Here is a 22427-nt window from a genome sequence, read left to right as displayed (position 1 = left end):
AGGTCTCTTATAAAAGCGCATTTCTATCGGAAGGATTGCAAATCGTCTGCTACAATCGCGCCTCATTTTTAATGATGGATAGCATTTTCGTATGGTTTCCGAAACTAAAACCACAGAAGCGCCGGGCTTACGCCGTGAATTAAAGGCGCGTCACCTGACGATGATTGCCATTGGTGGCTCCATCGGTACGGGTCTTTTTGTTGCCTCTGGCGCAACGATTTCTCAGGCAGGTCCGGGCGGGGCGCTGCTCTCGTATATTTTGATTGGCCTGATGGTCTACTTCCTGATGACCAGTCTTGGCGAACTGGCGGCGTATATGCCAGTTTCTGGTTCGTTTGCGACTTACGGTCAGAACTATGTAGAAGAGGGCTTTGGCTTCGCGCTGGGCTGGAACTACTGGTACAACTGGGCGGTAACTATCGCTGTTGATCTGGTGGCCGCGCAGTTGGTAATGAGCTGGTGGTTCCCGGATGTCCCTGGTTGGATCTGGAGTGCGCTGTTCCTCGGCGTTATCTTCCTGCTGAATTACATTTCGGTCAGAGGCTTTGGTGAAGCGGAGTACTGGTTCTCACTGATCAAAGTTACGACCGTGATTATCTTTATCGCCGTTGGCGTGATGATGATTTTCGGTATCTTCAAAGGTGCACAGCCTGCTGGCTGGAGTAACTGGACGATAGGCGAGGCACCGTTTGCCGGTGGTTTTGCGGCGATGATCGGTGTGGCGATGATTGTCGGCTTCTCCTTCCAGGGAACCGAACTGATTGGTATTGCGGCGGGTGAATCTGAAGAGCCGGGGAAAAATATTCCGCGTGCGGTACGTCAGGTGTTCTGGCGAATTCTGCTGTTCTATGTATTCGCGATCCTGATCATCAGCTTGATCATTCCGTACACCGATCCAAGTCTGTTACGCAATGATGTGAAAGACATCAGCGTCAGCCCGTTCACGCTGGTGTTCCAGCACGCAGGACTGCTTTCTGCGGCGGCGGTGATGAACGCGGTTATTCTGACAGCAGTACTGTCAGCGGGTAACTCCGGTATGTACGCGTCTACCCGTATGCTGTACACCCTGGCGTGCGATGGCAAAGCGCCGCGTATTTTCTCTAAACTGTCGCGCGGCGGTGTACCACGTAATGCGCTATATGCCACGACGGTGATTGCCGGTCTGTGCTTCCTGACCTCCATGTTTGGTAACCAGACGGTGTATCTGTGGCTGCTGAATACCTCCGGGATGACCGGCTTTATCGCCTGGCTGGGGATTGCTATCAGTCACTATCGTTTCCGTCGCGGCTATGTATTGCAGGGACACGATATTAACGACCTGCCGTATCGTTCGGGCTTCTTCCCGCTGGGACCGATCTTCGCCTTTGTGCTGTGCCTGATTATCACTCTGGGCCAGAACTACGAAGCGTTCCTGAAAGATACCATCGACTGGGGCGGCGTAGCGGCAACGTATATCGGTATCCCGCTGTTCCTGGCCATCTGGTTTGGTTACAAGTTGATTAAAGGAACTCACTTCGTGCGTTACAGCGAAATGAAGTTCCCACAGAACGACAATAAATAAGCGTTATCTCTTCCTTATTAAGCCCTCTCACCTGAGAGGGCTTTTTCAATTCTATTTCCCATATAAATCATACGTATATAAAATTTAACAATTGAATTGATAATTGTTATCGTTTGCATTATTGTTACGCGAAATGAAAAAGGCTGACAAATCAGAGGCTGTTCAGGCGCTCTGGGATGATCACCTGCATACAAAAAAGTCCACTGCGATGCTGCCGTGCGCAAGAGGACGTGAAGAAGATGTGAGCGATAACCCATTTTATTTTCGTAGTTACCTCATGGAGATATGGAATGTTTAGGTTGAACCCCTTCGTACGGGTCGGGCTGTGTTTGTCCGCGATTTCTTGTGCATGGCCTGTGTTAGCGGTTGATGATGATGGCGAAACGATGGTTGTCACCGCCTCTTCCGTTGAACAAAACCTCAAAGACGCACCTGCCAGTATCAGCGTCATTACCCAGGAAGACTTGCAGCGTAAACCGGTACAGAACCTGAAAGATGTCCTCAAAGAAGTGCCAGGCGTACAACTGACTAACGAAGGGGACAATCGCAAGGGCTTCAGCATTCGTGGTCTGGACAGCAGCTATACCCTGATTCTTGTCGATGGTAAACGCGTGAACTCCCGCAATGCTGTCTTCCGTCATAATGACTTCGATCTGAATTGGATCCCGGTTGATTCCATCGAACGTATTGAAGTGGTTCGTGGCCCGATGTCCTCGTTATATGGTTCTGATGCGCTCGGCGGCGTGGTCAACATTATCACCAAAAAAATTGGCCAAAAATGGTCAGGAACCGTTACGGTCGATACCACCATTCAGGAGCATCGCGATCGCGGCGACACCTACAACGGTCAGTTTTTTACCAGTGGGCCACTAATTGACGGCGTGCTGGGAATGAAAGCCTACGGCAGCCTGGCGAAACGTGAAAAGGATGACCCGCAGAACTCAACCACCACCGATAGCGGAGAAACGCCGCGCATTGAAGGATTCTCCAGCCGCGATGGCAATGTCGAATTTGCCTGGACGCCGAATCAAAATCACGATTTTACCGCTGGTTACGGTTTCGACCGTCAGGATAGTGATTCCGACTCGCTGGACAAAAACCGCCTGGAACGCCAGAACTACTCTGTCAGCCATAATGGTCGCTGGGATTATGGCACCAGTGAGCTGAAATACTATGGCGAGAAAGTCGAAAACAAAAACCCTGGTAACAGCAGCCCGATTACCTCAGAAAGTAATACTGTTGATGGCAAATACACGTTACCGCTGACGGCGATTAATCAGTTTGTCACGGTCGGCGGTGAATGGCGTCACGACAAACTTAGCGATGCGGTAAACCTGACCGGCGGCACCAGCACCAAAACATCTGCCAGCCAGTATGCACTGTTTGTGGAAGACGAATGGCGGATCTTCGAGCCGCTGGCGCTGACGACCGGCGTGCGTATGGACGATCACGAAACCTACGGCGATCACTGGAGCCCGCGTGCCTATCTGGTCTATAACGCCACCGATACCGTAACGGTGAAAGGCGGCTGGGCGACGGCTTTTAAAGCACCTTCTTTACTGCAACTTAGCCCTGACTGGACGACTAATTCCTGCCGTGGCGCATGTAAGATTGTTGGTAGCCCGGATCTGAAGCCAGAAACCAGCGAAAGTTGGGAGCTGGGGCTTTACTACATGGGGGAAGAAGGCTGGCTGGAAGGCGTTGAATCCAGCGTGACTGTTTTCCGTAACGATGTGAAAGATCGCATCAGTATCAGCCGCACGTCCGACGTCAACGCTGCACCGGGCTACCAGAACTTTGTAGGTTTTGAGACCGGGGCTAATGGTCGACGTGTACCGGTATTCAGCTACTACAACGTTAACAAAGCGCGCATTCAGGGCGTGGAAACCGAGTTGAAAATCCCGTTCAGTGACGAATGGAAACTGTCACTCAACTACACCTATAACGATGGTCGTGATGTCAGCAATGGTGAAAACAAACCGCTTTCCGATCTGCCGTTCCATACCGCCAACGGTACGCTGGACTGGAAACCACTGGTGCTGGAAGACTGGTCATTCTATGTTTCTGCTCATTATACCGGGCAGAAACGTGCCGATAGCGATACGGCTAAAACGCCGGGTGGCTATACGATCTGGAATACCGGTGCGGCATGGCAGGTGACCAAAGACGTCAAACTGCGCGCGGGCGTGCTGAACCTGACAGATAAAGATCTCAGCCGTGATGACTACAGCTATAACGAAGACGGACGTCGTTACTTTATGGCGGTGGATTATCGCTTCTGATGAGAAGATGCCCGGCGAACCGGGCGGACTGTCACTTCAGTAAATACTGCGCATGGAAGCGCAGATGATCCTCTATAAAAGAAGCAATGAAGTAATAGCTGTGATCATAACCCGGCTGAATACGCAGCGTCATCGGCCACGCTTTCTGGCGCGCGGCTTCTGCCAACACGGCGGGTTGTAACTGGTCGGCAAGAAACTGATCGTTATCACCCTGATCAATCAGCGTCGGGATCGCATCCTGCGCATTGCTGGCGTACATCAGCGCACAACTGTCCCATGCCACCCAGTCATTTTTATCCTCACCCAGATAGGTGCTAAATGCTTTGATTCCCCACGGAACGCTGCACGGATTCACAATCGGCGCAAAGGCGGAAACGCTGGTATATTTGCCCGGATTTTTCAGCGCCATAATCAGAGCACCATGACCTCCCATCGAATGGCCGCTGATGGCGCAGCGATTGCTGACGTTAAATTGCGACTGAATCAGTGCTGGTAATTCATCACGCAGATAATCATACATCCGGTAATGTGCCGCCCACGGCGGTTGCGTGGCGTTAAGATAAAACCCGGCACCCTGGCCTAAATCATAGCCGTCGTCATTGGCAACATGTTCGCCACGCGGGCTGGTGTCTGGCATTACCAGTACAATCCCCAGTTCTGCCGCCATGCGCTGGGCACCTGCTTTGGTGGCGAAGTTTTCATCATTACAGGTTAAGCCTGAAAGCCAGTACAGCACCGGCGGCGGGGCGTTATCGCGGGGCGGTGGGAGAAAGATACTGAACGTCATCGGGCAGTTTAAGGTACTGGAGTCATGTCGCCAGCGTTGCTGCCAGCCTTCAAAACAGCGATGCTCTTCGAGCATTTCCATGCGTGGCTCCTTGTTATGTTGTTTGCAATTTTTTCATCATACCGTTTATTCAGTGTGTTGTGAGTAACTTTCACTTCCGCATATGCATAACGATGTTTTAACATCTACGGCTGAAAGGCAGCGGCAATTACAATAATTATCGCTGTGAATACTGGATTATGTGCGCCACCTCACGCACAATAATCAGGCTGCGAATCAGCTTAATAACTTTGCCCCCACGCAGGGCGGAGGCGTCACACCTGCAGGAGAAATCATAAATGCCATCACTCAGTAAAGAAGCGGCCCTGGTTCATGAAGCGTTGGTTGCGCGAGGACTTGAAACACCGCTACGCCCGCCCGTGCATGAAATGGATAACGAAACGCGCAAAAGCCTTATTGCCGGTCATATGACCGAAATCATGCAGTTATTGAATCTCGACCTGGCTGATGACAGTTTGATGGAAACGCCGCATCGCATCGCCAAAATGTATGTCGATGAAATTTTCTCCGGTCTGGATTACGCCAACTTCCCGAAAATCACCCTCATTGAAAATAAAATGAAGGTCGATGAAATGGTCACCGTGCGCGATATCACCCTGACCAGCACTTGTGAACACCATTTTGTCACTATTGATGGCAAAGCGACGGTGGCCTACATCCCGAAAGATTCGGTCATCGGCCTGTCGAAAATTAACCGCATTGTGCAGTTCTTTGCCCAGCGTCCGCAGGTACAGGAACGTCTGACCCAGCAAATTCTCATTGCGCTACAAACGCTGCTGGGCACCAATAACGTGGCGGTCTCTATCGACGCGGTGCATTACTGCGTAAAAGCGCGTGGTATTCGCGACGCGACCAGCGCCACGACAACGACTTCCCTCGGTGGTTTGTTCAAATCCAGTCAGAATACGCGCCACGAATTTTTGCGCGCTGTGCGTCATCACAACTGATTAAAAGGCAGGAACCATGGAGCGCAACGTCACGCTCGATTTTGTTCGCGGCGTCGCCATTCTGGGGATCCTGCTTCTCAACATCAGCGCCTTTGGACTCCCAAAGGCGGCTTATCTCAATCCCGCCTGGTACGGCACCATTACACCGCAGGATGCCTGGAGCTGGGCTTTTCTCGATCTTATCGGCCAGGTGAAATTCCTCACGCTTTTTGCGTTGCTGTTTGGTGCCGGTCTGCAAATGTTGCTGCCGCGTGGCAGACGTTGGATCCAGTCACGTCTAACACTGCTGGTCTTGCTGGGCTTTATTCACGGTTTATTATTCTGGGACGGCGATATCCTGCTGGCTTACGGGTTGGTAGGCTTAATCAGTTGGCGACTGGTGCGCGATGCGCCATCGGTAAAAAGCCTGTTTAACACCGGCGTCATGCTTTATCTGATAGGGCTTGGTGTTTTGCTGTTGTTGGGGGTGATTTCCGATAGCCAGACCAGCCGTGCCTGGACACCGGATGCATCCGCCATTTTGTATGAAAAATACTGGAAACTTCACGGCGGCGTTGAAGCTATCAGTAACCGCGCCGACGGGGTAGGGAACAGTTTGCTGGCCCTGGGAGCGCAGTATGGCTGGCAACTGGCGGGGATGATGTTGATTGGCGCGGCATTGATGCGTAGTGGTTGGCTGAAAGGGCAGTACAGCCTGCGCCACTATCGCCGTACCGGTTTTGTGCTGGTGGCAATTGGGGTGATGATTAACCTTCCTGCTATCGCACTACAATGGCGGCTGGACTGGGCATATCGCTGGTGCGCCTTCTTACTCCAGATGCCACGAGAGCTGAGTGCACCATTTCAGGCGATTGGCTATGCCTCGTTACTGTTCGGCTTTTGGCCGCAATTAAGCCGCTTTAAGCTGGTGCTGGCGATTGCTTGCGTTGGGCGGATGGCGCTGACCAACTACCTGCTGCAAACGCTGATTTGTACCACACTGTTTTACCACCTCGGTTTGTTTATGCAGTTTGACCGTCTGGAACTGCTGGTGTTTGTTATTCCAGTATGGCTGGCGAATATTCTCTTCTCTGTTATCTGGTTGCGTTACTTCCGCCAGGGGCCGGTAGAATGGTTATGGCGTCAGTTAACCTTGCGCGCTGCCGGACCTGCATTATCCAAAACATCCAGATAACGATCTGGATCACATTCATTAACAAAATGGTTGTAACCGTTTCCATTGCTGTGACTCGATTCACGAAGTCCTGTATTCAGTGCTGACAAAATAGCCGCCAGCAAGCAGTAACTTACTGCAATCTCACAACAGGTAGTGAATATGATCACCATTCGTGATGTAGCGCGTCAGGCTGGCGTCTCTGTGGCAACGGTTTCCCGGGTGCTAAATAACAGCGCTCTGGTAAGTGCGGACACGCGTGAAGCGGTTATGAAAGCAGTGAGCGAGTTGGACTACAGACCAAACGCCAATGCCCAGGCGCTGGCAACTCAGGTGAGCGAGACTATTGGCGTGGTGGTGATGGATGTCTCCGACGCCTTTTTCGGTGCGCTGGTGAAAGCCGTTGATCTTGTCGCCCAGCAACACCAGAAATATGTGCTAATCGGCAATAGCTATCATGAAGCGGAAAAAGAGCGGCACGCCATTGAGGTGTTAATCCGCCAGCGTTGTAATGCGTTGATCGTTCACTCAAAAGCGTTAAGTGACGACGAACTGGTGCAGTTTATGGACAACATTCCCGGCATGGTGTTAATCAATCGCGTTGTGCCGGGTTACGCCCATCGCTGCGTTTGCCTGGATAATATCAGCGGTGCCCGAATGGCGACGCGCATGTTACTGAATAACGGTCATCAGCGTATCGGTTATCTTTCTTCCAGCCACGGTATTGAAGATGACGCGATGCGCAAAGCCGGTTGGATGAGCGCGCTGAAAGAGCAGGATATTGTTCCGCCAGAGAGTTGGATCGGCACCGGTACGCCAGATATGCCCGGCGGCGAAGCTGCGATGGTTGAACTGCTGGGGCGTAATCTGCAACTCACCGCGGTGTTCGCCTATAACGACAATATGGCCGCTGGCGCACTGACAGCGTTAAAAGACAATGGTATTGCTATTCCGTTACATCTCTCGATCATCGGTTTTGATGATATCCCCATCGCCCGTTACACCGACCCGCAGTTAACAACCGTACGTTATCCCATTGCTTCAATGGCGAAAATGGCCACCGAACTGGCATTACAGGGGGCCGCAGGCAACATTGATCTGCGTGCCAGTCACTGTTTTATGCCGACGTTAGTGCGTCGTCATTCTGTTGCTATACGCCAGAATGCGGCGGCGATCACTAACTCAACAAATCACGCGATGTAACCGCTTTCAATCTGTGAGTGATTTCACAGTATGTTAACAATGCAGTAGTTATGATTGCACCGTTTTAACGTTGTAACCTATGTGTAACAGTGGAAATTCACTTTTATCGAGGTATAGCGTCATAACAACAATTAAAGCTGTTTTCTGGAGCGTTACCGGACATGGAAGAACGAATTTTAAAACGTGAGCTTCGGCGTTCAGTAACACTTCATTAACCATACTGCCCCGCCGAGCATTTATCTCAAGCACTACCCTGCATAAGAAAAACCGGAGATACCATGAATAAGAAGGTGTTAACCCTGTCTGCTGTGATGGCCAGCATGTTATTCGGTGCCGCTGCACACGCTGCTGATACCCGTATTGGTGTGACGATTTATAAATATGACGATAACTTTATGTCTGTAGTGCGTAAGGCTATCGAACAAGATGCGAAAGCCGCGCCAGACGTCCAGTTGCTGATGAATGATTCACAGAATGATCAGTCCAAGCAGAACGATCAGATTGACGTGCTGTTGGCGAAAGGGGTGAAGGCGCTGGCAATCAACCTGGTTGACCCGGCTGCTGCGGGTACGGTGATTGAGAAAGCGCGCGGACAAAACGTGCCAATCGTTTTCTTCAATAAAGAACCTTCCCGTAAGGCGCTGGATAGTTACGACAAAGCCTACTACGTTGGCACCGACTCGAAAGAATCCGGGATTATTCAGGGCGATTTGATTGCTAAACACTGGGCGGCGAATCAGGGTTGGGATCTCAACAAAGACGGTCAGATTCAGTTCGTACTGCTGAAAGGCGAACCGGGTCATCCGGATGCAGAAGCGCGCACTACGTATGTCATCAAAGAGCTAAACGACAAAGGCATTAAAACTGAACAGTTACAGTTAGATACCGCAATGTGGGATACCGCTCAGGCGAAAGATAAGATGGACGCCTGGCTGTCTGGCCCGAACGCCAACAAAATCGAAGTGGTTATCGCAAACAACGATGCGATGGCAATGGGCGCGGTTGAAGCTCTGAAAGCACACAACAAGTCCAGCATTCCGGTGTTTGGCGTCGATGCGCTGCCAGAAGCTCTGGCACTGGTGAAATCTGGTGCACTGGCTGGCACCGTGCTGAACGATGCTAACAACCAGGCGAAAGCGACCTTTGATCTGGCGAAAAATCTGGCTGATGGCAAGGGAGCCGCTGACGGCACCAACTGGAAAATCGACAATAAAGTTGTCCGCGTTACTTATGTTGGCGTAGATAAAGACAATCTGGCTGAATTCAGCAAGAAATAAGACTGATTGGGCGCAGTCATTCACTGCGCCCTTATTGTATGGCCAACAAGGTAAAATTATATGGTCAGCTCAACGACTCCGTCATCAGGAGAATACTTGTTGGAAATGAGCGGTATCAACAAGTCTTTTCCAGGCGTTAAGGCACTTGATAACGTTAATTTAAAAGTGCGACCACACTCCATTCATGCGTTAATGGGGGAGAATGGCGCAGGAAAATCGACATTATTAAAATGCCTGTTTGGTATCTATCAAAAAGACTCCGGCACTATTTTATTCCAGGGTAAGGAAATCGATTTTCACTCAGCCAAAGAAGCCCTGGAAAATGGTATTTCGATGGTACACCAGGAGTTAAACCTGGTATTACAGCGTTCGGTCATGGACAACATGTGGTTGGGGCGATATCCCACCAAAGGGATGTTTGTCGACCAGGATAAAATGTACCGCGAAACCAAAGCGATATTTGACGAACTGGATATTGATATCGATCCGCGTGCGCGCGTTGGTACGTTGTCCGTTTCACAAATGCAGATGATTGAAATCGCCAAAGCATTTTCCTATAACGCGAAAATAGTCATTATGGATGAACCAACTTCTTCATTAACTGAAAAAGAAGTCAATCATCTGTTTACCATTATTCGTAAATTAAAAGAACGCGGCTGCGGTATTGTCTATATCTCGCATAAAATGGAAGAGATATTCCAGTTATGTGATGAAGTCACCGTACTGCGCGACGGACAGTGGATCGCTACCGAGCCGCTGGCGGGGCTGACGATGGACAAGATCATCGCCATGATGGTTGGCCGTTCTCTTAATCAGCGTTTCCCGGATAAGCAAAACAAACCTGGCGAAGTGATCCTTGAAGTGCGTAACCTGACGTCACTGCGTCAGCCGTCAATTCGCGATGTCTCGTTTGATCTGCATAAAGGGGAGATCCTCGGTATTGCCGGGCTGGTAGGTGCGAAACGTACCGATATTGTCGAAACCTTGTTTGGGATCCGTGAGAAATCTTCCGGCACCATTACACTGCACGGCAAAAAGATTAATAACCATAATGCCAACGAAGCCATTAACCATGGGTTCGCGCTGGTCACCGAAGAGCGCCGCTCAACGGGGATTTATGCTTACCTGGATATTGGCTTTAACTCGTTAATTTCTAATATTCGCAACTACAAAAACAAAGTGGGGCTGCTGGATAATTCGCGGATGAAAAGCGACACCCAGTGGGTCATTGATTCGATGAGGGTAAAAACGCCGGGTCATCGTACGCAAATTGGTTCACTCTCCGGTGGTAATCAGCAAAAAGTCATTATTGGGCGCTGGCTGCTAACGCAACCGGAAATATTAATGCTCGACGAACCGACGCGTGGCATTGATGTTGGCGCGAAGTTTGAAATTTATCAATTAATTGCCGAGCTGGCGAAAAAAGGCAAGGGGATAATTATTATCTCCTCTGAAATGCCAGAGTTGTTAGGGATAACGGACCGTATTCTGGTAATGAGCAATGGTCTCGTTTCCGGCATTGTCGATACAAAAACAACAACGCAAAACGAAATTCTGCGTCTTGCGTCTTTGCACCTTTAAGATTAGGGGCTTCCCATGAGTGCGTTAAATAAGAAAAGTTTTCTTACTTACCTGAAAGAAGGTGGTATTTACGTCGTTCTTTTAGTTTTGCTGGCTATTATTATTTTCCAGGACCCAACATTCTTAAGTCTGTTGAACTTAAGTAATATTCTTACCCAATCATCGGTGCGTATTATTATCGCGCTCGGCGTGGCAGGGTTAATTGTCACCCAGGGAACTGACCTTTCTGCTGGTCGTCAGGTAGGGCTGGCGGCGGTGGTGGCGGCTACCTTGTTACAATCGATGGATAACGCCAACAAAGTATTCCCCGAAATGGCGACCATGCCGATTGCGCTGGTTATTCTGATAGTCTGTGCCATTGGCGCGGTTATCGGTTTGATCAACGGTCTGATTATCGCTTACCTCAACGTGACGCCGTTCATTACCACGCTCGGCACGATGATTATCGTCTACGGTATCAACTCGCTCTATTACGACTTTGTTGGTGCGTCACCGATTTCCGGTTTTGATAGCGGCTTCTCCACCTTTGCCCAGGGGTTTATTGCGCTGGGGAGTTTCCGGCTATCTTACATCACCTTCTACGCGCTGATTGCCGTGGCGTTTGTCTGGGTGCTGTGGAACAAAACCCGTTTCGGCAAGAATATCTTTGCTATTGGCGGCAACCCGGAAGCGGCGAAAGTTTCTGGTGTTAACGTCGGCCTGAATCTGCTGATGATTTATGCGCTGTCTGGCGTGTTCTATGCCTTTGGTGGGATGTTAGAAGCCGGACGTATCGGCTCTGCCACCAACAACCTCGGCTTTATGTATGAGCTGGATGCTATCGCGGCGTGCGTGGTGGGCGGTGTATCGTTTAGCGGCGGCGTGGGTACGGTCATTGGCGTGGTGACCGGGGTCATTATCTTTACGGTCATCAACTACGGTCTGACCTATATCGGCGTCAACCCGTACTGGCAGTACATCATCAAAGGGGCGATCATTATCTTCGCCGTGGCGCTGGATTCCCTGAAGTACGCGCGTAAGAAGTGATGTGAATTTGGGCATTACCGGATGCGACGTTTACGCCGCATCCGGCAGTTGGTGTCAAATGTCGGATGCGACGCTGGTACGTCTTATCTGTCCTACTATCCGTCCTACAACGTTACCGGATGTTCTTTCTCTCCCTTCTTAAACTTCACTTCCCCGAGATCAATACAGCTAACCGGGCAAACATGACCGCAAAGCAAACAACCGACGCATTTCTCGGTATTACAATGCGGCGTGCGTGTTTTCTCATCCCATTCCATCGCCTGGTGACCACCGTCGTAGCAGGAAATATAACAGCGCCCGCAGCCGACACACTTATCAAGATTGATATGGGGATAGACGATATAACTGCGGTCTAAATCTTCCGCCGGGACAATATTGTGATTCGCCAGACCCACCATCTCCTGTAACGAGTCAAATCCCTGATCGGCAAGATAATGCGATAACCCGCTCGCCATATCTTCCACAATCCGATAACCGTACTGCATAATTCCGGTGGTCACCTGCAGTGTAGCCGCGCCGAGCAATAAAAACTCTGCCGCGTCTTCCCAGGTTTCAATGCCGCCAATACCGCTGATCGGGAAATCGCGCAGCTCCGGATGCGTGCGCATTTGCTGAATAAAGCGCAGGGCGATCGGTTTCACCGCTTTACCGGAATAACCGGAAATACTCGATTTACCGTTAACGATCGGCATACCGATTTTCTGATTCAGATCGATATTGGTGATGGATTTAACGGTGTTAATCGCTGCAATGCCATCTGCACCGCCACGCTTAGCCGCCAGCGCCACTTCGCACATATCACCGATATTCGGCGTCATCTTCGCCAGCATCGGCAGCGTTGAACCACGTTTCACCGCCCGACAATATTTCTCTACCAGTTCCGGGCTTTGCCCGACATCGCTACCCATCGCATGAGAAGTCATCTGCGGGCAGGAGAAATTACATTCGATCATATCCGCGCCAGCTTCTTGCACCAGACGCGCCAGATCTTCCCATTGTTGCTCATTTTCCCCCATGATCGAGGCGATCAGCACTTTGTCCGGGTAATCCTCTTTCAGCCGACGCAGAGCGGTCAGATTCTCTTCCAGCGGATGTTCGGCAATCTGCTCCATATTTTTGAAGCCAATAAAACCGGTATCTTCTTTCACCAGATGATCAAAACGTGGCGAAACCTCGTTAGCGATAAAAAAGCCGATAGTTTTGAATACCACGCCGCCCCAGCCGGTGTCGTAGGCTTTGGCACACATCTCATAGCAATTGCCTACTGGCGAAGAAGAGAGGCAGAACGGGTTGGGAAACTTCACGCCGCAAAAGGTAATAGAAAGATCTTTCGTTAACATGAGCAAGCTCCCTCTAAATAGTGATGGATCGCCTCGGCGGCTTCTTTCCCGGTCTTCACGGCATAGACCACGGTTTTATCACCCTCAACAATATCGCCAGCGGCAAACAGTTGCGGGTCACGGGTCTGGTAATTTTTCGTTTCGATAGTATTACGTTGGGGTTCCAGTGTAGCAAAAGCGGTAAGTTCGGCATGTTGACCGATGGCGAGAATAATTTTGTCTGCCGCCATCGTCAGCTCGCCCGGTAAACGAACATGTTTAAACGTCACTTTATTGCCATCTACCGCCACAGGCGTAAAGCCATCGATAATCGATACCCCCAATTTCTGAGCACCGGTGAACTCTTTCTTGCTTGCCGGAAACACATCTAACTCTTCACGCGCCACGCAGGTCACCGCCGGACAACCGAGAACTTTCAGCGTACTGGCAACGTCCATCGCGACATCGCCGCCGCCAATAATTAATGCGCTTTGTGGAATGCTGATATCGCCTTGTGCCAGGCGTGCGCGTTGCAGGAAATCGACGGCAATCTCAACGTCGCTATGCTCAAACAGCGGCAGGGTGGAACCACGCGATAACCCCACGGTTACCAGCACCGCGCGGTTTTCTGCTTTCAGTTGCTCCAGCGAGAGCGTTTTGCCAATTTCACAGTTGCACTTAATAGTCACACCCATTTTTTCGATACGGGTGATTTCCGCATCCAGCACCGACTGCGGCAAACGGAATTGTGGAATGCCGTTACGCAACCAGCCGCCTGGTTGTACTTCTTTTTCGTAAACCGTGACGTCGTAACCCAGGTTGGTTAGCGTCACGCTGGCCTGCAGCCCAGCAGGGCCAGCACCGATAACCGCTACTTTACCAAGCGTCTTACTGCCCGGTTGATAAATTTCCATTCCGGTTTGTTGTTCGAAATCAGTAACAAAACGCTGTAAGCGAGCAATATCAATCGGATCATCGACACCTGCGCGGGTACAACCGCTCTGGCATAATTTTTCTGTGGGGCACACTCTGGCACAAACGGCACCGAGGGCATTATTTTCGCGAATAGTCTCGGCAGCGCCTTTAAAATTACGAAAATAGATTGAGCGAATAAATTTTCCCGGATCGGTTTGCGCCGGGCACGCCTGGCTGCAAGGGGCGTCGTGGCATAATAAACAACGAGAGGCTTCTTTAATCGCCAGTAAAGGCGTAAAAGCCGGAGCGAGTTCATCCAGATAATTTTGTTGCGGCATGTGATCTTCCTTAATGCTATGGGTAATTAAGGCGAACGTATAGTAAATATAACGTGCTGATATTAAGGCTAAGCGTGCGGGGGAATTTAAACTGTGAAAAGATTCACAAATAGCTGCGGTTCAGAATGTTATATCCGCAGCTTAGCGGGGGAAATAATAATTATTCTCAATAGTTAACAGTGGGCGAGAAATAATATTATCGGTAAAAAATAAGATAAATAATCATACCGATGGATAAAATACCGAAGCCGCTATACGCCACTATATAAGCAAAGAAGAGACCGGGATTTTTTTCACGCCAGACATACACCGGTTCCGGCACATTTTTAACCCGTTTATCAATTGCGCCAGCACGCCAGCCTTTCCATGCTTCGCGAAAACAAAATACCGGGATAAGGAAAAAAACGGCAATGACAAAAAACTGCTGAACATCCATAACTACTTTCCTTGTTTCTTTTGTAATTCAAGTAACTGTTCTGGTGTGACGGCGGGATAACCCTGCGCATCTTCGGGCACCTGGTGCATTGCCGGAATAGGGACCAGTGGTCCTAAAAAGCGCGGTTCACGTTTAAAAATATAAAGGTCAGCCAGCGCACCGAAGCGGGCGGCAAATTCGCGAATACGTACTGACCACATATCTTTTGGTGACGGTACGGCATAACACTGCGCCTGAATACCCATATGCAGAGCGATAAATAATGCCCGCTCACAGTGGAAGCGCTGAGTAATAATAATGAAGTCGTTGGTATCGAACACCTTGCGTGTACGCACGATGGAATCCAAGGTACGAAAACCGGCGTAGTCGAGAACAATATCAGCCGGATCGACGCCAGCGGCAATTAAATCTTTGCGCATGGTCATCGGTTCGTTATAACTCTGTAATGCGTTATCACCGCTAAGTAATAGATAATTCACCTTACCGCTGTTATAGGCATTTATTGCACCCTGAATACGGTAGCGGTAATACTGATTAATCACCCCAGTACGATAATATTTTGCCGTGCCAAGTACCACGCCGACCTGGCGGTAGGGGAGATCCTGCAATTCATCGTAGATATAAGGCGCAGTTTTCCAGCTCATCCAGCGGTCGAGGCCGAGCACTGTCAACAGCAGCAAGCCGATCAGGACTAACAGGCTGTAGAACACGCGCTTTAACATGCTGAAAACTCGATCTTGGGGAATTTCAATCAGGCTACTTTACCTGTGGGCTTTGCGCAAGAAACGGCAAACTGTTTGCCGGGATTTTCGACACCAGGGTGAGTAGAAATGCCGGATGCGCTACGCTTATCCGGCCTACGAAATTTTGCACTCTGTAGGCCGGATCAAGCGTTCACGTCGCATCCGGCACCGGGCTTAAGCGAGAAGCACGCGGTCGATATTGTGACAACCGAGAGCTTTCAGCGTTGCCGAGGTTGCATCCCACTGAACCAGCGGCGCATCGGCTTTTTCTGCCAGAATCGCCCGCTGAATATCCGGGTAATCATAACCTTTGAGATTTAACAGAATTAATGCGCCCTGCAACGGCGGTAGAGTTGGGTTGAATGCGGCGTTTTCAGCATAGCTACCACTGAAAATACGACCGTCTTTGCATTCCAGCGCCACGCCGCTTGGAGACTTGCTGTAAGGCATGTGCGAACGGTTGGCCGCGGCAATTGCCGCCTGAGAAAGCGCATCGCCAGTCAGCGCATAGCCGTGATCCTGCTCGTCCATCAGCAGTGTCTTAATCTCCAGATCTTTCGGCCCAAAGGCATCCGGCAAATAGTCACGCAGCGCATGCGCTTCGCGGCCCGGCAGATGAATGCGTAGATCCAGCCCGCTGTTCAGTTCGTTCATAAACTGACGGCAGTGACCACAAGGTGTGTAGTTAACGGTGATGGCCGCGAGCGCTTTCTCACCGCTCAGCCAGGCGTGGCTGATTGCGCTTTGTTCGGCATGAACGGTTTGCTGCATTGTTGCGCCAATAAATTCCATATTGGCACCAAAATACCAAGTTCCACTCACGCCGCGCGCAATGGCACCAACATTAAAATTCGACAATGGCGTGCGGGCACAGGCCGCCGCCAGTGGTAGCAGTGCGAAAGCCAGCGCGTCTTCGTCCAGCCCCGTTGCGCTCTTCAGCGAAGAGACCTGCTCTCTGGTCAACAACGCGGGGAAATACTTATCTGCCAGAATGGGTTCCAGTGCAGATTGCAAGTTATCCGCAAGTTGGGCAAAAGCAGTTTGAAAACGTGGATGCATGGCGTTGCCTCATAATCATGTAATGGGATAACAGTTTACGAACCCATTATGGCTTTATATGTGATCTGAATCTCATTAATTATGCAACGCGTGAAACTTACATCAAAAATGCGCGACGCATCGCAAATTTTAGCCCATTACTGCCAGAATAATCGGGAAAAGAAATGGTGCAACCAGCGAGGTAATAATCCCGCATAACACCAACGCCAGCGAACTAAATGCGCCTTCCTGATAATCCAGCTCGGCACAGCGCGCTGTTCCGAGGGCGTGAGAGGCCGTCCCCATCGCCAGGCCACGCGCTGCTTTGGTACGAATACGCATCGCATTGAGTAGCGTATGACCAAACACCGCACCCAAAATACCGACAAAAATCACACAAACCGCGCTGATTGCCGGAATACCGCCAATACTGCCACCAACGGCCATCGCAATTGGTGTGGTAACCGATTTCGGTAATATTGATGCAGCGATTTCCGGTGAAGCGCCCATCAACAATGCTACGCAAGTCCCCGTCACCATCGCGACCACGCTACCGATAAAACAGATAGTGATGATGGATTTCCAGCGCGCGCGGATCTGGTGCAGTTGTTCATATAAAGGATAGGCCAGTGCAACCACCGCCGGTTGCAACAGATCGTTTAACACTTCGCTACCTTTAAAGTAGCTGTCGTAAGAGATGCCGGTCAGCATTAAAAAAGGAATGATCACCACCATTGCCACCAGCAACGGGTTAAGCAACGGAAACTTATACCGTGTTGCCAGTTTGCGGGCGGCAAAAAAGACAATCAATGTCAGCGGTAATGACCACCAGATATTCGCCATCATTTTTCTGATCCTTTCTGACCTATGACTTTACGTTCACCGTGTACCAGGTGCGAACTCCAGCTCACCACCAGAAAAACCACCAGCGTACTAATGGCACAGGAAACCACCACCGGGCCAAACTGTGCGCGTAGCAAATCAAAATATTGCATTACGCCTACGCCAATTGGCACAAACAACAGTGCCATATAGCGAATCAGTACGTAACACCCCGGATTGACCCACTTCGCCGGAAGAATTTGCAAGGCCAGCAGGACAAACAGGATTAGCATCCCGATGATGCTGCCCGGAATGGTTACCGGTAGCAGGGAAGCAATGAAAATGCCTGCATACAGGCAGGCATAAATCAGGACAAAAGCGCGTAAATATTGCCAGATAATGTTCAGTGTCTTACTCATAATCAACACCCCAGATGAGATGGATTCATCATACAATTAATCTGTAAAATGTGCTACCGATCACATTAAGAAAACATCGCTTATTTTTCGCGCCAGGGCATGACGATGTGAGCAGCGAACTCAGGCATACCATACTTTTGCAGATCAGAAAGCGCGCCAGCCATACATCAAGCATAGAGAGGGATTGTAGTTTGCAGCAATCCCTCTCTGCAGACCTTTAATCCGTTGACCGGAAGCGCTACCATAGCGCCTCATTTTTTTGCGGGTGATGATATGCGTGTGTTACTGGCACCGATGGAGGGTGTGCTTGACTCCCTGGTGCGTGAATTACTGACCGAAGTTAATGACTACGATCTGTGCATCACCGAATTTGTCCGCGTGGTGGATCAACTGCTGCCGGTAAAAGTTTTTCATCGCATTTGTCCTGAGCTGCAAAACGCCAGTCGAACGCCTTCCGGGACACTGGTGCGGGTACAACTGCTGGGGCAGTTCCCGCAATGGTTAGCAGAGAACGCCGCCCGTGCGGTGGAGTTGGGTTCCTGGGGCGTGGATCTCAACTGCGGTTGCCCATCGAAAACGGTTAACGGCAGTGGCGGCGGGGCAACGTTACTCAAAGATCCTGAACTTATCTATCAGGGTGCAAAAGCGATGCGCGAAGCTGTACCGGCGCATTTACCCGTCAGTGTGAAAGTGCGGCTTGGTTGGGACAGCGGTGATAAGAAGTTTGAAATTGCCGATGCTGTCCAGCAGGCTGGGGCTACGGAACTGGTCGTTCATGGGCGGACAAAGGAGCAGGGTTACCGTGCGGAGCATATCGACTGGCAGGCGATAGGCGATATTCGTCAGCGATTGGCCATTCCGGTTATTGCCAACGGAGAAATCTGGGACTGGCAGAGTGCGCAACAATGTATAGCTATCAGCGGTTGTGACGCGGTGATGATTGGGCGTGGGGCGCTTAATATTCCTAACCTGAGCCGAGTGGTGAAATATAACGAACCGCGGATGCCGTGGCCGGAGGTCGTTGCATTGCTGCAAAAATATACCCGTCTGGAAAAACAGGGCGATACCGGGTTATATCACGTCGCACGGATTAAGCAGTGGTTGAGTTATTTGCGTAAAGAATATGATGAAGGAACGGATTTATTTCATCATGTTCGGGTGTTGAATAATTCCCCTGATATTGCAATGGCTATTCAGGCGATTGATATAGAAAAACTCTAAAAATCATCGACCCGATAGTCATAAGGGATAAGCCGGGGAGCAGGGGGAGGAGGTGATTATCCACCCCCTGCGTGCTCCTTGCGCCAGTGATTATATGAAGCAATGTACATGACAGGGGCGCAACAGGATGAGAGACTGAAATATCCTCGTTATTTTCGGAGCTGATGACATTAATTAATTTTAAAATATCATCTTAAATACGCCAGTCACCACCAGTAGCCCAATCAGGAAAATAATCAATACTGCCCAGAGTATAATTTTCATTGGCGTTCCTTTATTTGTGAGTGCTAAATAAGTATAGGAAAAAACAAAACCCTTTGCCGCCATTCATAAAGAATTAAGATAAATCGGAGAATATCATTCACTTACTTTATATTTTTCTGAATATGTCGCTTTATTGCCACTGATGTATTGCCACGCGAAACTAAAAAATATATCGCAACACACGGTAATCTCCGCGCACCTTTTCTTACCTGATTACTCCCCCATGAATCGTGATTCCTTTTATCCGGCAATCGCCTGTTTTCCGTTGTTACTTACTCTGGCCGGGTGTGCGCCTATGCATGAAACACGCCAGGCTTTAAGCCAGCAAACGCCCGCCACACATGTTGACACCGCATTACCGGTATCTCTGAAAAACGGTTGGCCGGACAGTCAGTGGTGGCTGGAATATCACGATAATCAACTCACTTCCTTAATTAATAATGCCATACAGAACGCGCCGGATATGCAGGTTGCTGAACAGCGCATTCAACTGGCTGAAGCACAGGCGAAGGCCGTCGCCGCCCAGGATGGTCCACAGCTCGATTTTTCTGCGGATATGGAACGGCAAAAAATGTCGGCAGAAGGGTTAATGGGACCGTTTGCCCTGGACGATCCTGCCGCAGGCACTACCGGCCCCTGGTACACCAACGGCACCTTTGGTTTAATGGCGGGCTGGCATCTCGATATCTGGGGAAAGAATCGGGCGGAAGTGACTGCGCGCCTCGGTACGGTAAAAGCGCAGGCGGCAGAACGCGAGCAGACCCGGCAATTGCTGGCAGGCAGTGTGGCTCGTTTGTACTGGGAGTGGCAAACCCTGGCAGCTTTAAACACTGTCTTGCAGCAAATCGAAAAAGAGCAGAACACGATTATCGCGACCGACCGCCAGTTATATCTGCGCGGCATTACCTCGTCGGTTGAAGGTGTCGAAACCGATATCAATGCCAGCAAAACCCGGCAACAGCTCAACGATGTCGCGGGGAAAATGAAAATTATTGAGGCGCGGCTAACTGCGCTGACTAACAGCCAGACGAACGCCTTAAAACTGCATCCGGTTGCGCTGCCCAAAGTGGAAAGCAAACTTCCTGACGACCTGGGCTATTCTTTGCTGGCTCGCCGGGCAGACTTACAGGCGGCACACTGGTACGTTGCATCATCCTTAAGCACCATCGATGCGGCAAAAGCTGCCTTTTACCCCGACATCAACCTGATGGCCTTTCTGCAACAAGATGCGCTGCACTTAAGCGATTTGTTCCGTCATTCTGCGCAGCAAATGGGCGTTACGGCAGGTCTGACGCTACCTATTTTCGATAGTGGTCGTCTTAACGCCAACCTTGATATTGTGAAAGCCGAAAGCAATTTGTCGATCGCCAGTTACAACAAAGCGGTGGTTGAAGCGGTGAATGACGTGGCGCGGGCAGCAACTCAGGTTCAGACACTGGCGGAGAAAAATCAGCATCAGGCGCAAATTGAGCGCGATGCCCTGCGGGTTGTTAGTCTGGCGCAGGCGCGTTTTAACGCAGGTATCATCGCAGGTTCTCGCATCAGCGAAGCCCGAATCCCGGCGCTCCGTGAACGGGCGAACGGTCTGCTTTTGCAAGGGCAATGGCTGGATGCGTCCATTCAGCTCACCGGTGCGCTGGGTGGTGGTTATAAACGTAGCTGATGAGTATGCCTGTGGGGACGTTAGGTTTATCCAGCGTTTCTCTTCCCACGCCGTTTCAGCCACCAGCGCACGCCAACCACCAGAACCACGACCAGAATCAACCAAATCCAGTGTTTCAAATGCTGATCGAGATTGTGCAGCCACGGCGCAATCACCTGGCCTCCCGCGTAACCAATAGCGGTAAAAATCAGCGCCCAGGCCAGCGCGCCGAGAATATTCAGTGGCAGAAAGATTTTCGGTGGGAGCTGGCTGGCACCGATTAGCGTTGGGCCAATCACCCGAAAGCCGTACATAAAACGCGTGCCGATGACAAACAGATAAGGATGGCGCTGGATCAGCTTTTGTGCGCGCTCAATTTTGTCCTGATGTTTTGATAAACGGCGTAACAGTTTGCCGCCAAATCGCCGTCCGCACAGATAAAGCACCTGGTCGCCAATCATGCCGCCAAGCGCCACAGAAAGAACCACCAGTGGAAATTTTAATAATCCCTGATGTGCCGCAACGCCTCCCAGCAATGTCACGGTTTCACCCTCTGCCAGACTACCGAGCACCAGCGCGGCATAACCATATTGTGAGATGAGTGTATTGAGATCCATAGGTCGGTCTGTCTCCGTTTGATTGTCTGTAAGCATACACCCTGTGAATTGTTTACGCAGGAGAAGGCGTTTTATCACGCGACGCAAATTTTGCGTCAGAACAGAAAACAACCACAAGCTGACTTATACTTGAACTGTCAGGTTCATGAACTCACAACAAGGGGGCGGTATGAGCCATGTCTGGGGACTGTTTTCCCATCCCGATCGTGAAATGCAGGTGATTAATCGTGAAAACGAAACGATTTCTCATCACTACACCCACCACGTTCTGCTGATGGCGGCGATCCCGGTGATCTGCGCCTTTATTGGCACTACACAAATCGGCTGGAATTTTGGCGATGGCACTATCCTGAAGTTATCCTGGTTTACCGGACTGGCGCTGGCTGTCTTGTTTTATGGTGTTATGCTGGCTGGGGTGGCAGTGATGGGACGGGTCATCTGGTGGATGGCACGCAATTACCCACAGCGCCCGTCGCTTGCGCACTGTATGGTTTTCGCGGGCTACGTTGCAACACCGCTGTTTTTAAGCGGCCTGGTGGCGCTTTACCCGTTGGTCTGGCTGTGTGCGCTGGTGGGAACGGTGGCGCTGTTTTACACCGGCTATCTGCTTTATCTCGGTATTCCAAGCTTTCTGAATATCAACAAAGAGGAAGGTCTTAGCTTCTCCAGTTCGACACTGGCGATTGGCGTACTGGTGCTGGAAGTGCTGCTCGCCATTACCGTTATTCTGTGGGGTTACGGTTATCGCCTGTTCTAGAAAGTTCTTTTGTGCTGCA

The 22427-nt window shown here is 50.5% G+C and carries 21 protein-coding genes; 11 read left to right on the top strand and 10 right to left on the bottom strand.

From position 1 onward, the window contains the following. Positions 1 to 91 precede the first annotated feature (91 nt). On the top strand, positions 92 to 1561 hold the full coding sequence (gene lysP, locus C0K55_RS00500) for a lysine-specific permease (RefSeq protein ID WP_000253267.1): 1470 nt from the start codon (positions 92 to 94) through the stop codon (positions 1559 to 1561). Positions 1562 to 1851: 290 nt separating this feature from the next. Next, positions 1852 to 3843 carry a catecholate siderophore receptor CirA gene (gene cirA, locus C0K55_RS00490; RefSeq protein WP_105266542.1) on the top strand — a complete coding sequence of 664 codons (1992 nt, stop codon included), beginning with the start codon at positions 1852 to 1854 and terminating at the stop codon, positions 3841 to 3843. Positions 3844 to 3874: 31 nt separating this feature from the next. Here the strand turns inward: cirA and yeiG are convergent, their stop codons facing one another. Beyond that, positions 3875 to 4711: an S-formylglutathione hydrolase gene (yeiG, locus tag C0K55_RS00485; RefSeq protein ID WP_001516709.1), complete on the bottom strand. Its 837-nt coding sequence runs from the start codon at positions 4709 to 4711 to the stop codon at positions 3875 to 3877. Positions 4712 to 4968: 257 nt separating this feature from the next. Here yeiG and folE point away from each other — a divergent pair, with 257 nt between their 5' ends. The 6 genes from folE to mglC all read left to right on the top strand — a co-directional run bounded on the left by folE (position 4969) and on the right by mglC (position 11877). After that, complete coding sequence (folE, locus tag C0K55_RS00470) at positions 4969 to 5637, top strand: GTP cyclohydrolase I FolE (RefSeq protein ID WP_001139613.1); 669 nt, start codon at positions 4969 to 4971, stop codon at positions 5635 to 5637. Positions 5638 to 5653: 16 nt separating this feature from the next. Further along, entirely contained in the window at positions 5654 to 6811 is a 1158-nt protein-coding gene (yeiB, locus tag C0K55_RS00465) for a DUF418 domain-containing protein YeiB (protein ID WP_000440941.1), read from the top strand. Between the two features lie 141 nt (positions 6812 to 6952). Next, positions 6953 to 7993 (top strand): HTH-type transcriptional regulator GalS, encoded by a 1041-nt coding sequence (gene galS / locus C0K55_RS00455; protein WP_000628623.1) that lies wholly within the window; start codon positions 6953 to 6955, stop codon positions 7991 to 7993. Positions 7994 to 8271: 278 nt separating this feature from the next. Next, positions 8272 to 9270 carry a galactose/glucose ABC transporter substrate-binding protein MglB gene (mglB, locus tag C0K55_RS00450; RefSeq protein ID WP_105266126.1) on the top strand — a complete coding sequence of 333 codons (999 nt, stop codon included), beginning with the start codon at positions 8272 to 8274 and terminating at the stop codon, positions 9268 to 9270. Between the two features lie 60 nt (positions 9271 to 9330). Continuing rightward, positions 9331 to 10851 carry a galactose/methyl galactoside ABC transporter ATP-binding protein MglA gene (gene mglA / locus C0K55_RS00445; protein WP_000255047.1) on the top strand — a complete coding sequence of 507 codons (1521 nt, stop codon included), beginning with the start codon at positions 9331 to 9333 and terminating at the stop codon, positions 10849 to 10851. A gap of 15 nt (positions 10852 to 10866) precedes the next feature. Further along, positions 10867 to 11877, top strand: coding sequence for a galactose/methyl galactoside ABC transporter permease MglC (gene mglC / locus C0K55_RS00440; protein WP_001275110.1), 1011 nt, complete (start codon positions 10867 to 10869; stop codon positions 11875 to 11877). A gap of 104 nt (positions 11878 to 11981) precedes the next feature. On the opposite strand, the gene preA is transcribed toward mglC, so the two are convergent. The 7 genes from preA to C0K55_RS00405 form a co-directional block, all read right to left on the bottom strand. Then, complete coding sequence (gene preA / locus C0K55_RS00435; RefSeq protein WP_000956081.1) at positions 11982 to 13217, bottom strand: NAD-dependent dihydropyrimidine dehydrogenase subunit PreA; 1236 nt, start codon at positions 13215 to 13217, stop codon at positions 11982 to 11984. Beyond that, positions 13211 to 14449, bottom strand: a complete 1239-nt coding sequence (locus tag C0K55_RS00430; protein WP_001516706.1) for an NAD(P)-dependent oxidoreductase — start codon at positions 14447 to 14449, stop codon at positions 13211 to 13213. The genes preA and C0K55_RS00430 overlap by 7 nt, the downstream gene beginning before the upstream one ends. 196 nt (positions 14450 to 14645) lie before the next feature. After that, on the bottom strand, positions 14646 to 14885 hold the full coding sequence (locus tag C0K55_RS00425; RefSeq protein ID WP_000383084.1) for a DUF2542 family protein: 240 nt from the start codon (positions 14883 to 14885) through the stop codon (positions 14646 to 14648). Positions 14886 to 14887: 2 nt separating this feature from the next. After that, positions 14888 to 15607, bottom strand: coding sequence for an outer membrane permeability protein SanA (gene sanA, locus C0K55_RS00420; protein ID WP_000920076.1), 720 nt, complete (start codon positions 15605 to 15607; stop codon positions 14888 to 14890). A gap of 195 nt (positions 15608 to 15802) precedes the next feature. Next, entirely contained in the window at positions 15803 to 16687 is an 885-nt protein-coding gene (gene cdd / locus C0K55_RS00415) for a cytidine deaminase (protein WP_000553575.1), read from the bottom strand. Positions 16688 to 16816: 129 nt separating this feature from the next. Then, positions 16817 to 17512, bottom strand: coding sequence for a CidB/LrgB family autolysis modulator (locus C0K55_RS00410; protein ID WP_000968214.1), 696 nt, complete (start codon positions 17510 to 17512; stop codon positions 16817 to 16819). After that, on the bottom strand, positions 17509 to 17907 hold the full coding sequence (locus tag C0K55_RS00405; RefSeq protein ID WP_001516704.1) for a CidA/LrgA family protein: 399 nt from the start codon (positions 17905 to 17907) through the stop codon (positions 17509 to 17511). Before C0K55_RS00405 ends, C0K55_RS00410 begins: the two co-directional genes overlap by 4 nt. 273 nt (positions 17908 to 18180) lie before the next feature. Here C0K55_RS00405 and dusC point away from each other — a divergent pair, with 273 nt between their 5' ends. Next, entirely contained in the window at positions 18181 to 19128 is a 948-nt protein-coding gene (gene dusC / locus C0K55_RS00400; RefSeq protein WP_105266127.1) for a tRNA dihydrouridine(16) synthase DusC, read from the top strand. Positions 19129 to 19308: 180 nt separating this feature from the next. Here the strand turns inward: dusC and yohP are convergent, their stop codons facing one another. Continuing rightward, the gene (yohP, locus tag C0K55_RS26425) at positions 19309 to 19392 is read right to left on the bottom strand and encodes a small membrane protein YohP (protein WP_000691708.1); all 84 of its coding nucleotides are present in this window, start codon (positions 19390 to 19392) and stop codon (positions 19309 to 19311) included. Between the two features lie 223 nt (positions 19393 to 19615). Here yohP and mdtQ point away from each other — a divergent pair, with 223 nt between their 5' ends. Next, a complete protein-coding gene (gene mdtQ, locus C0K55_RS00385) occupies positions 19616 to 21055 on the top strand; it encodes a multidrug resistance outer membrane protein MdtQ (RefSeq protein WP_061090412.1) in 1440 nt (479 codons plus the stop codon). A gap of 26 nt (positions 21056 to 21081) precedes the next feature. Here the strand turns inward: mdtQ and C0K55_RS00380 are convergent, their stop codons facing one another. After that, positions 21082 to 21651, bottom strand: a complete 570-nt coding sequence (locus C0K55_RS00380; protein ID WP_000365434.1) for a DedA family protein — start codon at positions 21649 to 21651, stop codon at positions 21082 to 21084. A gap of 169 nt (positions 21652 to 21820) precedes the next feature. Here C0K55_RS00380 and C0K55_RS00375 point away from each other — a divergent pair, with 169 nt between their 5' ends. Beyond that, positions 21821 to 22408 (top strand): Yip1 family protein, encoded by a 588-nt coding sequence (locus tag C0K55_RS00375; RefSeq protein ID WP_010379386.1) that lies wholly within the window; start codon positions 21821 to 21823, stop codon positions 22406 to 22408. Positions 22409 to 22427 lie beyond the last annotated feature (19 nt).

This window comes from Escherichia sp. MOD1-EC6098, from assembly GCF_002965865.1.
In the GTDB taxonomy this organism is placed as follows: Bacteria; Pseudomonadota; Gammaproteobacteria; order Enterobacterales; family Enterobacteriaceae; genus Escherichia; species Escherichia marmotae.
Note: the sequence above shows the minus strand (reverse complement) of the source record. Positions and strands in the feature narration are given on the sequence as shown.

Excerpts from the sequence above, each read along its gene's own strand:
- lysP (WP_000253267.1), top strand. The coding sequence starts at position 92 with ATGGTTTCCGAAACTAAAACCACAGAAGCGCCGGGCTTACGCCGTGAA.
- cirA (WP_105266542.1), top strand. The coding sequence starts at position 1,852 with ATGTTTAGGTTGAACCCCTTCGTACGGGTCGGGCTGTGTTTGTCCGCG.
- yeiG (WP_001516709.1), bottom strand. The coding sequence starts at position 4,711 with ATGGAAATGCTCGAAGAGCATCGCTGTTTTGAAGGCTGGCAGCAACGC.
- folE (WP_001139613.1), top strand. The coding sequence starts at position 4,969 with ATGCCATCACTCAGTAAAGAAGCGGCCCTGGTTCATGAAGCGTTGGTT.
- yeiB (WP_000440941.1), top strand. The coding sequence starts at position 5,654 with ATGGAGCGCAACGTCACGCTCGATTTTGTTCGCGGCGTCGCCATTCTG.
- galS (WP_000628623.1), top strand. The coding sequence starts at position 6,953 with ATGATCACCATTCGTGATGTAGCGCGTCAGGCTGGCGTCTCTGTGGCA.
- mglB (WP_105266126.1), top strand. The coding sequence starts at position 8,272 with ATGAATAAGAAGGTGTTAACCCTGTCTGCTGTGATGGCCAGCATGTTA.
- mglA (WP_000255047.1), top strand. The coding sequence starts at position 9,331 with ATGGTCAGCTCAACGACTCCGTCATCAGGAGAATACTTGTTGGAAATG.
- mglC (WP_001275110.1), top strand. The coding sequence starts at position 10,867 with ATGAGTGCGTTAAATAAGAAAAGTTTTCTTACTTACCTGAAAGAAGGT.
- preA (WP_000956081.1), bottom strand. The coding sequence starts at position 13,217 with ATGTTAACGAAAGATCTTTCTATTACCTTTTGCGGCGTGAAGTTTCCC.
- C0K55_RS00430 (WP_001516706.1), bottom strand. The coding sequence starts at position 14,449 with ATGCCGCAACAAAATTATCTGGATGAACTCGCTCCGGCTTTTACGCCT.
- C0K55_RS00425 (WP_000383084.1), bottom strand. The coding sequence starts at position 14,885 with ATGGATGTTCAGCAGTTTTTTGTCATTGCCGTTTTTTTCCTTATCCCG.
- sanA (WP_000920076.1), bottom strand. The coding sequence starts at position 15,607 with ATGTTAAAGCGCGTGTTCTACAGCCTGTTAGTCCTGATCGGCTTGCTG.
- cdd (WP_000553575.1), bottom strand. The coding sequence starts at position 16,687 with ATGCATCCACGTTTTCAAACTGCTTTTGCCCAACTTGCGGATAACTTG.
- C0K55_RS00410 (WP_000968214.1), bottom strand. The coding sequence starts at position 17,512 with ATGATGGCGAATATCTGGTGGTCATTACCGCTGACATTGATTGTCTTT.
- C0K55_RS00405 (WP_001516704.1), bottom strand. The coding sequence starts at position 17,907 with ATGAGTAAGACACTGAACATTATCTGGCAATATTTACGCGCTTTTGTC.
- dusC (WP_105266127.1), top strand. The coding sequence starts at position 18,181 with ATGCGTGTGTTACTGGCACCGATGGAGGGTGTGCTTGACTCCCTGGTG.
- yohP (WP_000691708.1), bottom strand. The coding sequence starts at position 19,392 with ATGAAAATTATACTCTGGGCAGTATTGATTATTTTCCTGATTGGGCTA.
- mdtQ (WP_061090412.1), top strand. The coding sequence starts at position 19,616 with ATGAATCGTGATTCCTTTTATCCGGCAATCGCCTGTTTTCCGTTGTTA.
- C0K55_RS00380 (WP_000365434.1), bottom strand. The coding sequence starts at position 21,651 with ATGGATCTCAATACACTCATCTCACAATATGGTTATGCCGCGCTGGTG.
- C0K55_RS00375 (WP_010379386.1), top strand. The coding sequence starts at position 21,821 with ATGAGCCATGTCTGGGGACTGTTTTCCCATCCCGATCGTGAAATGCAG.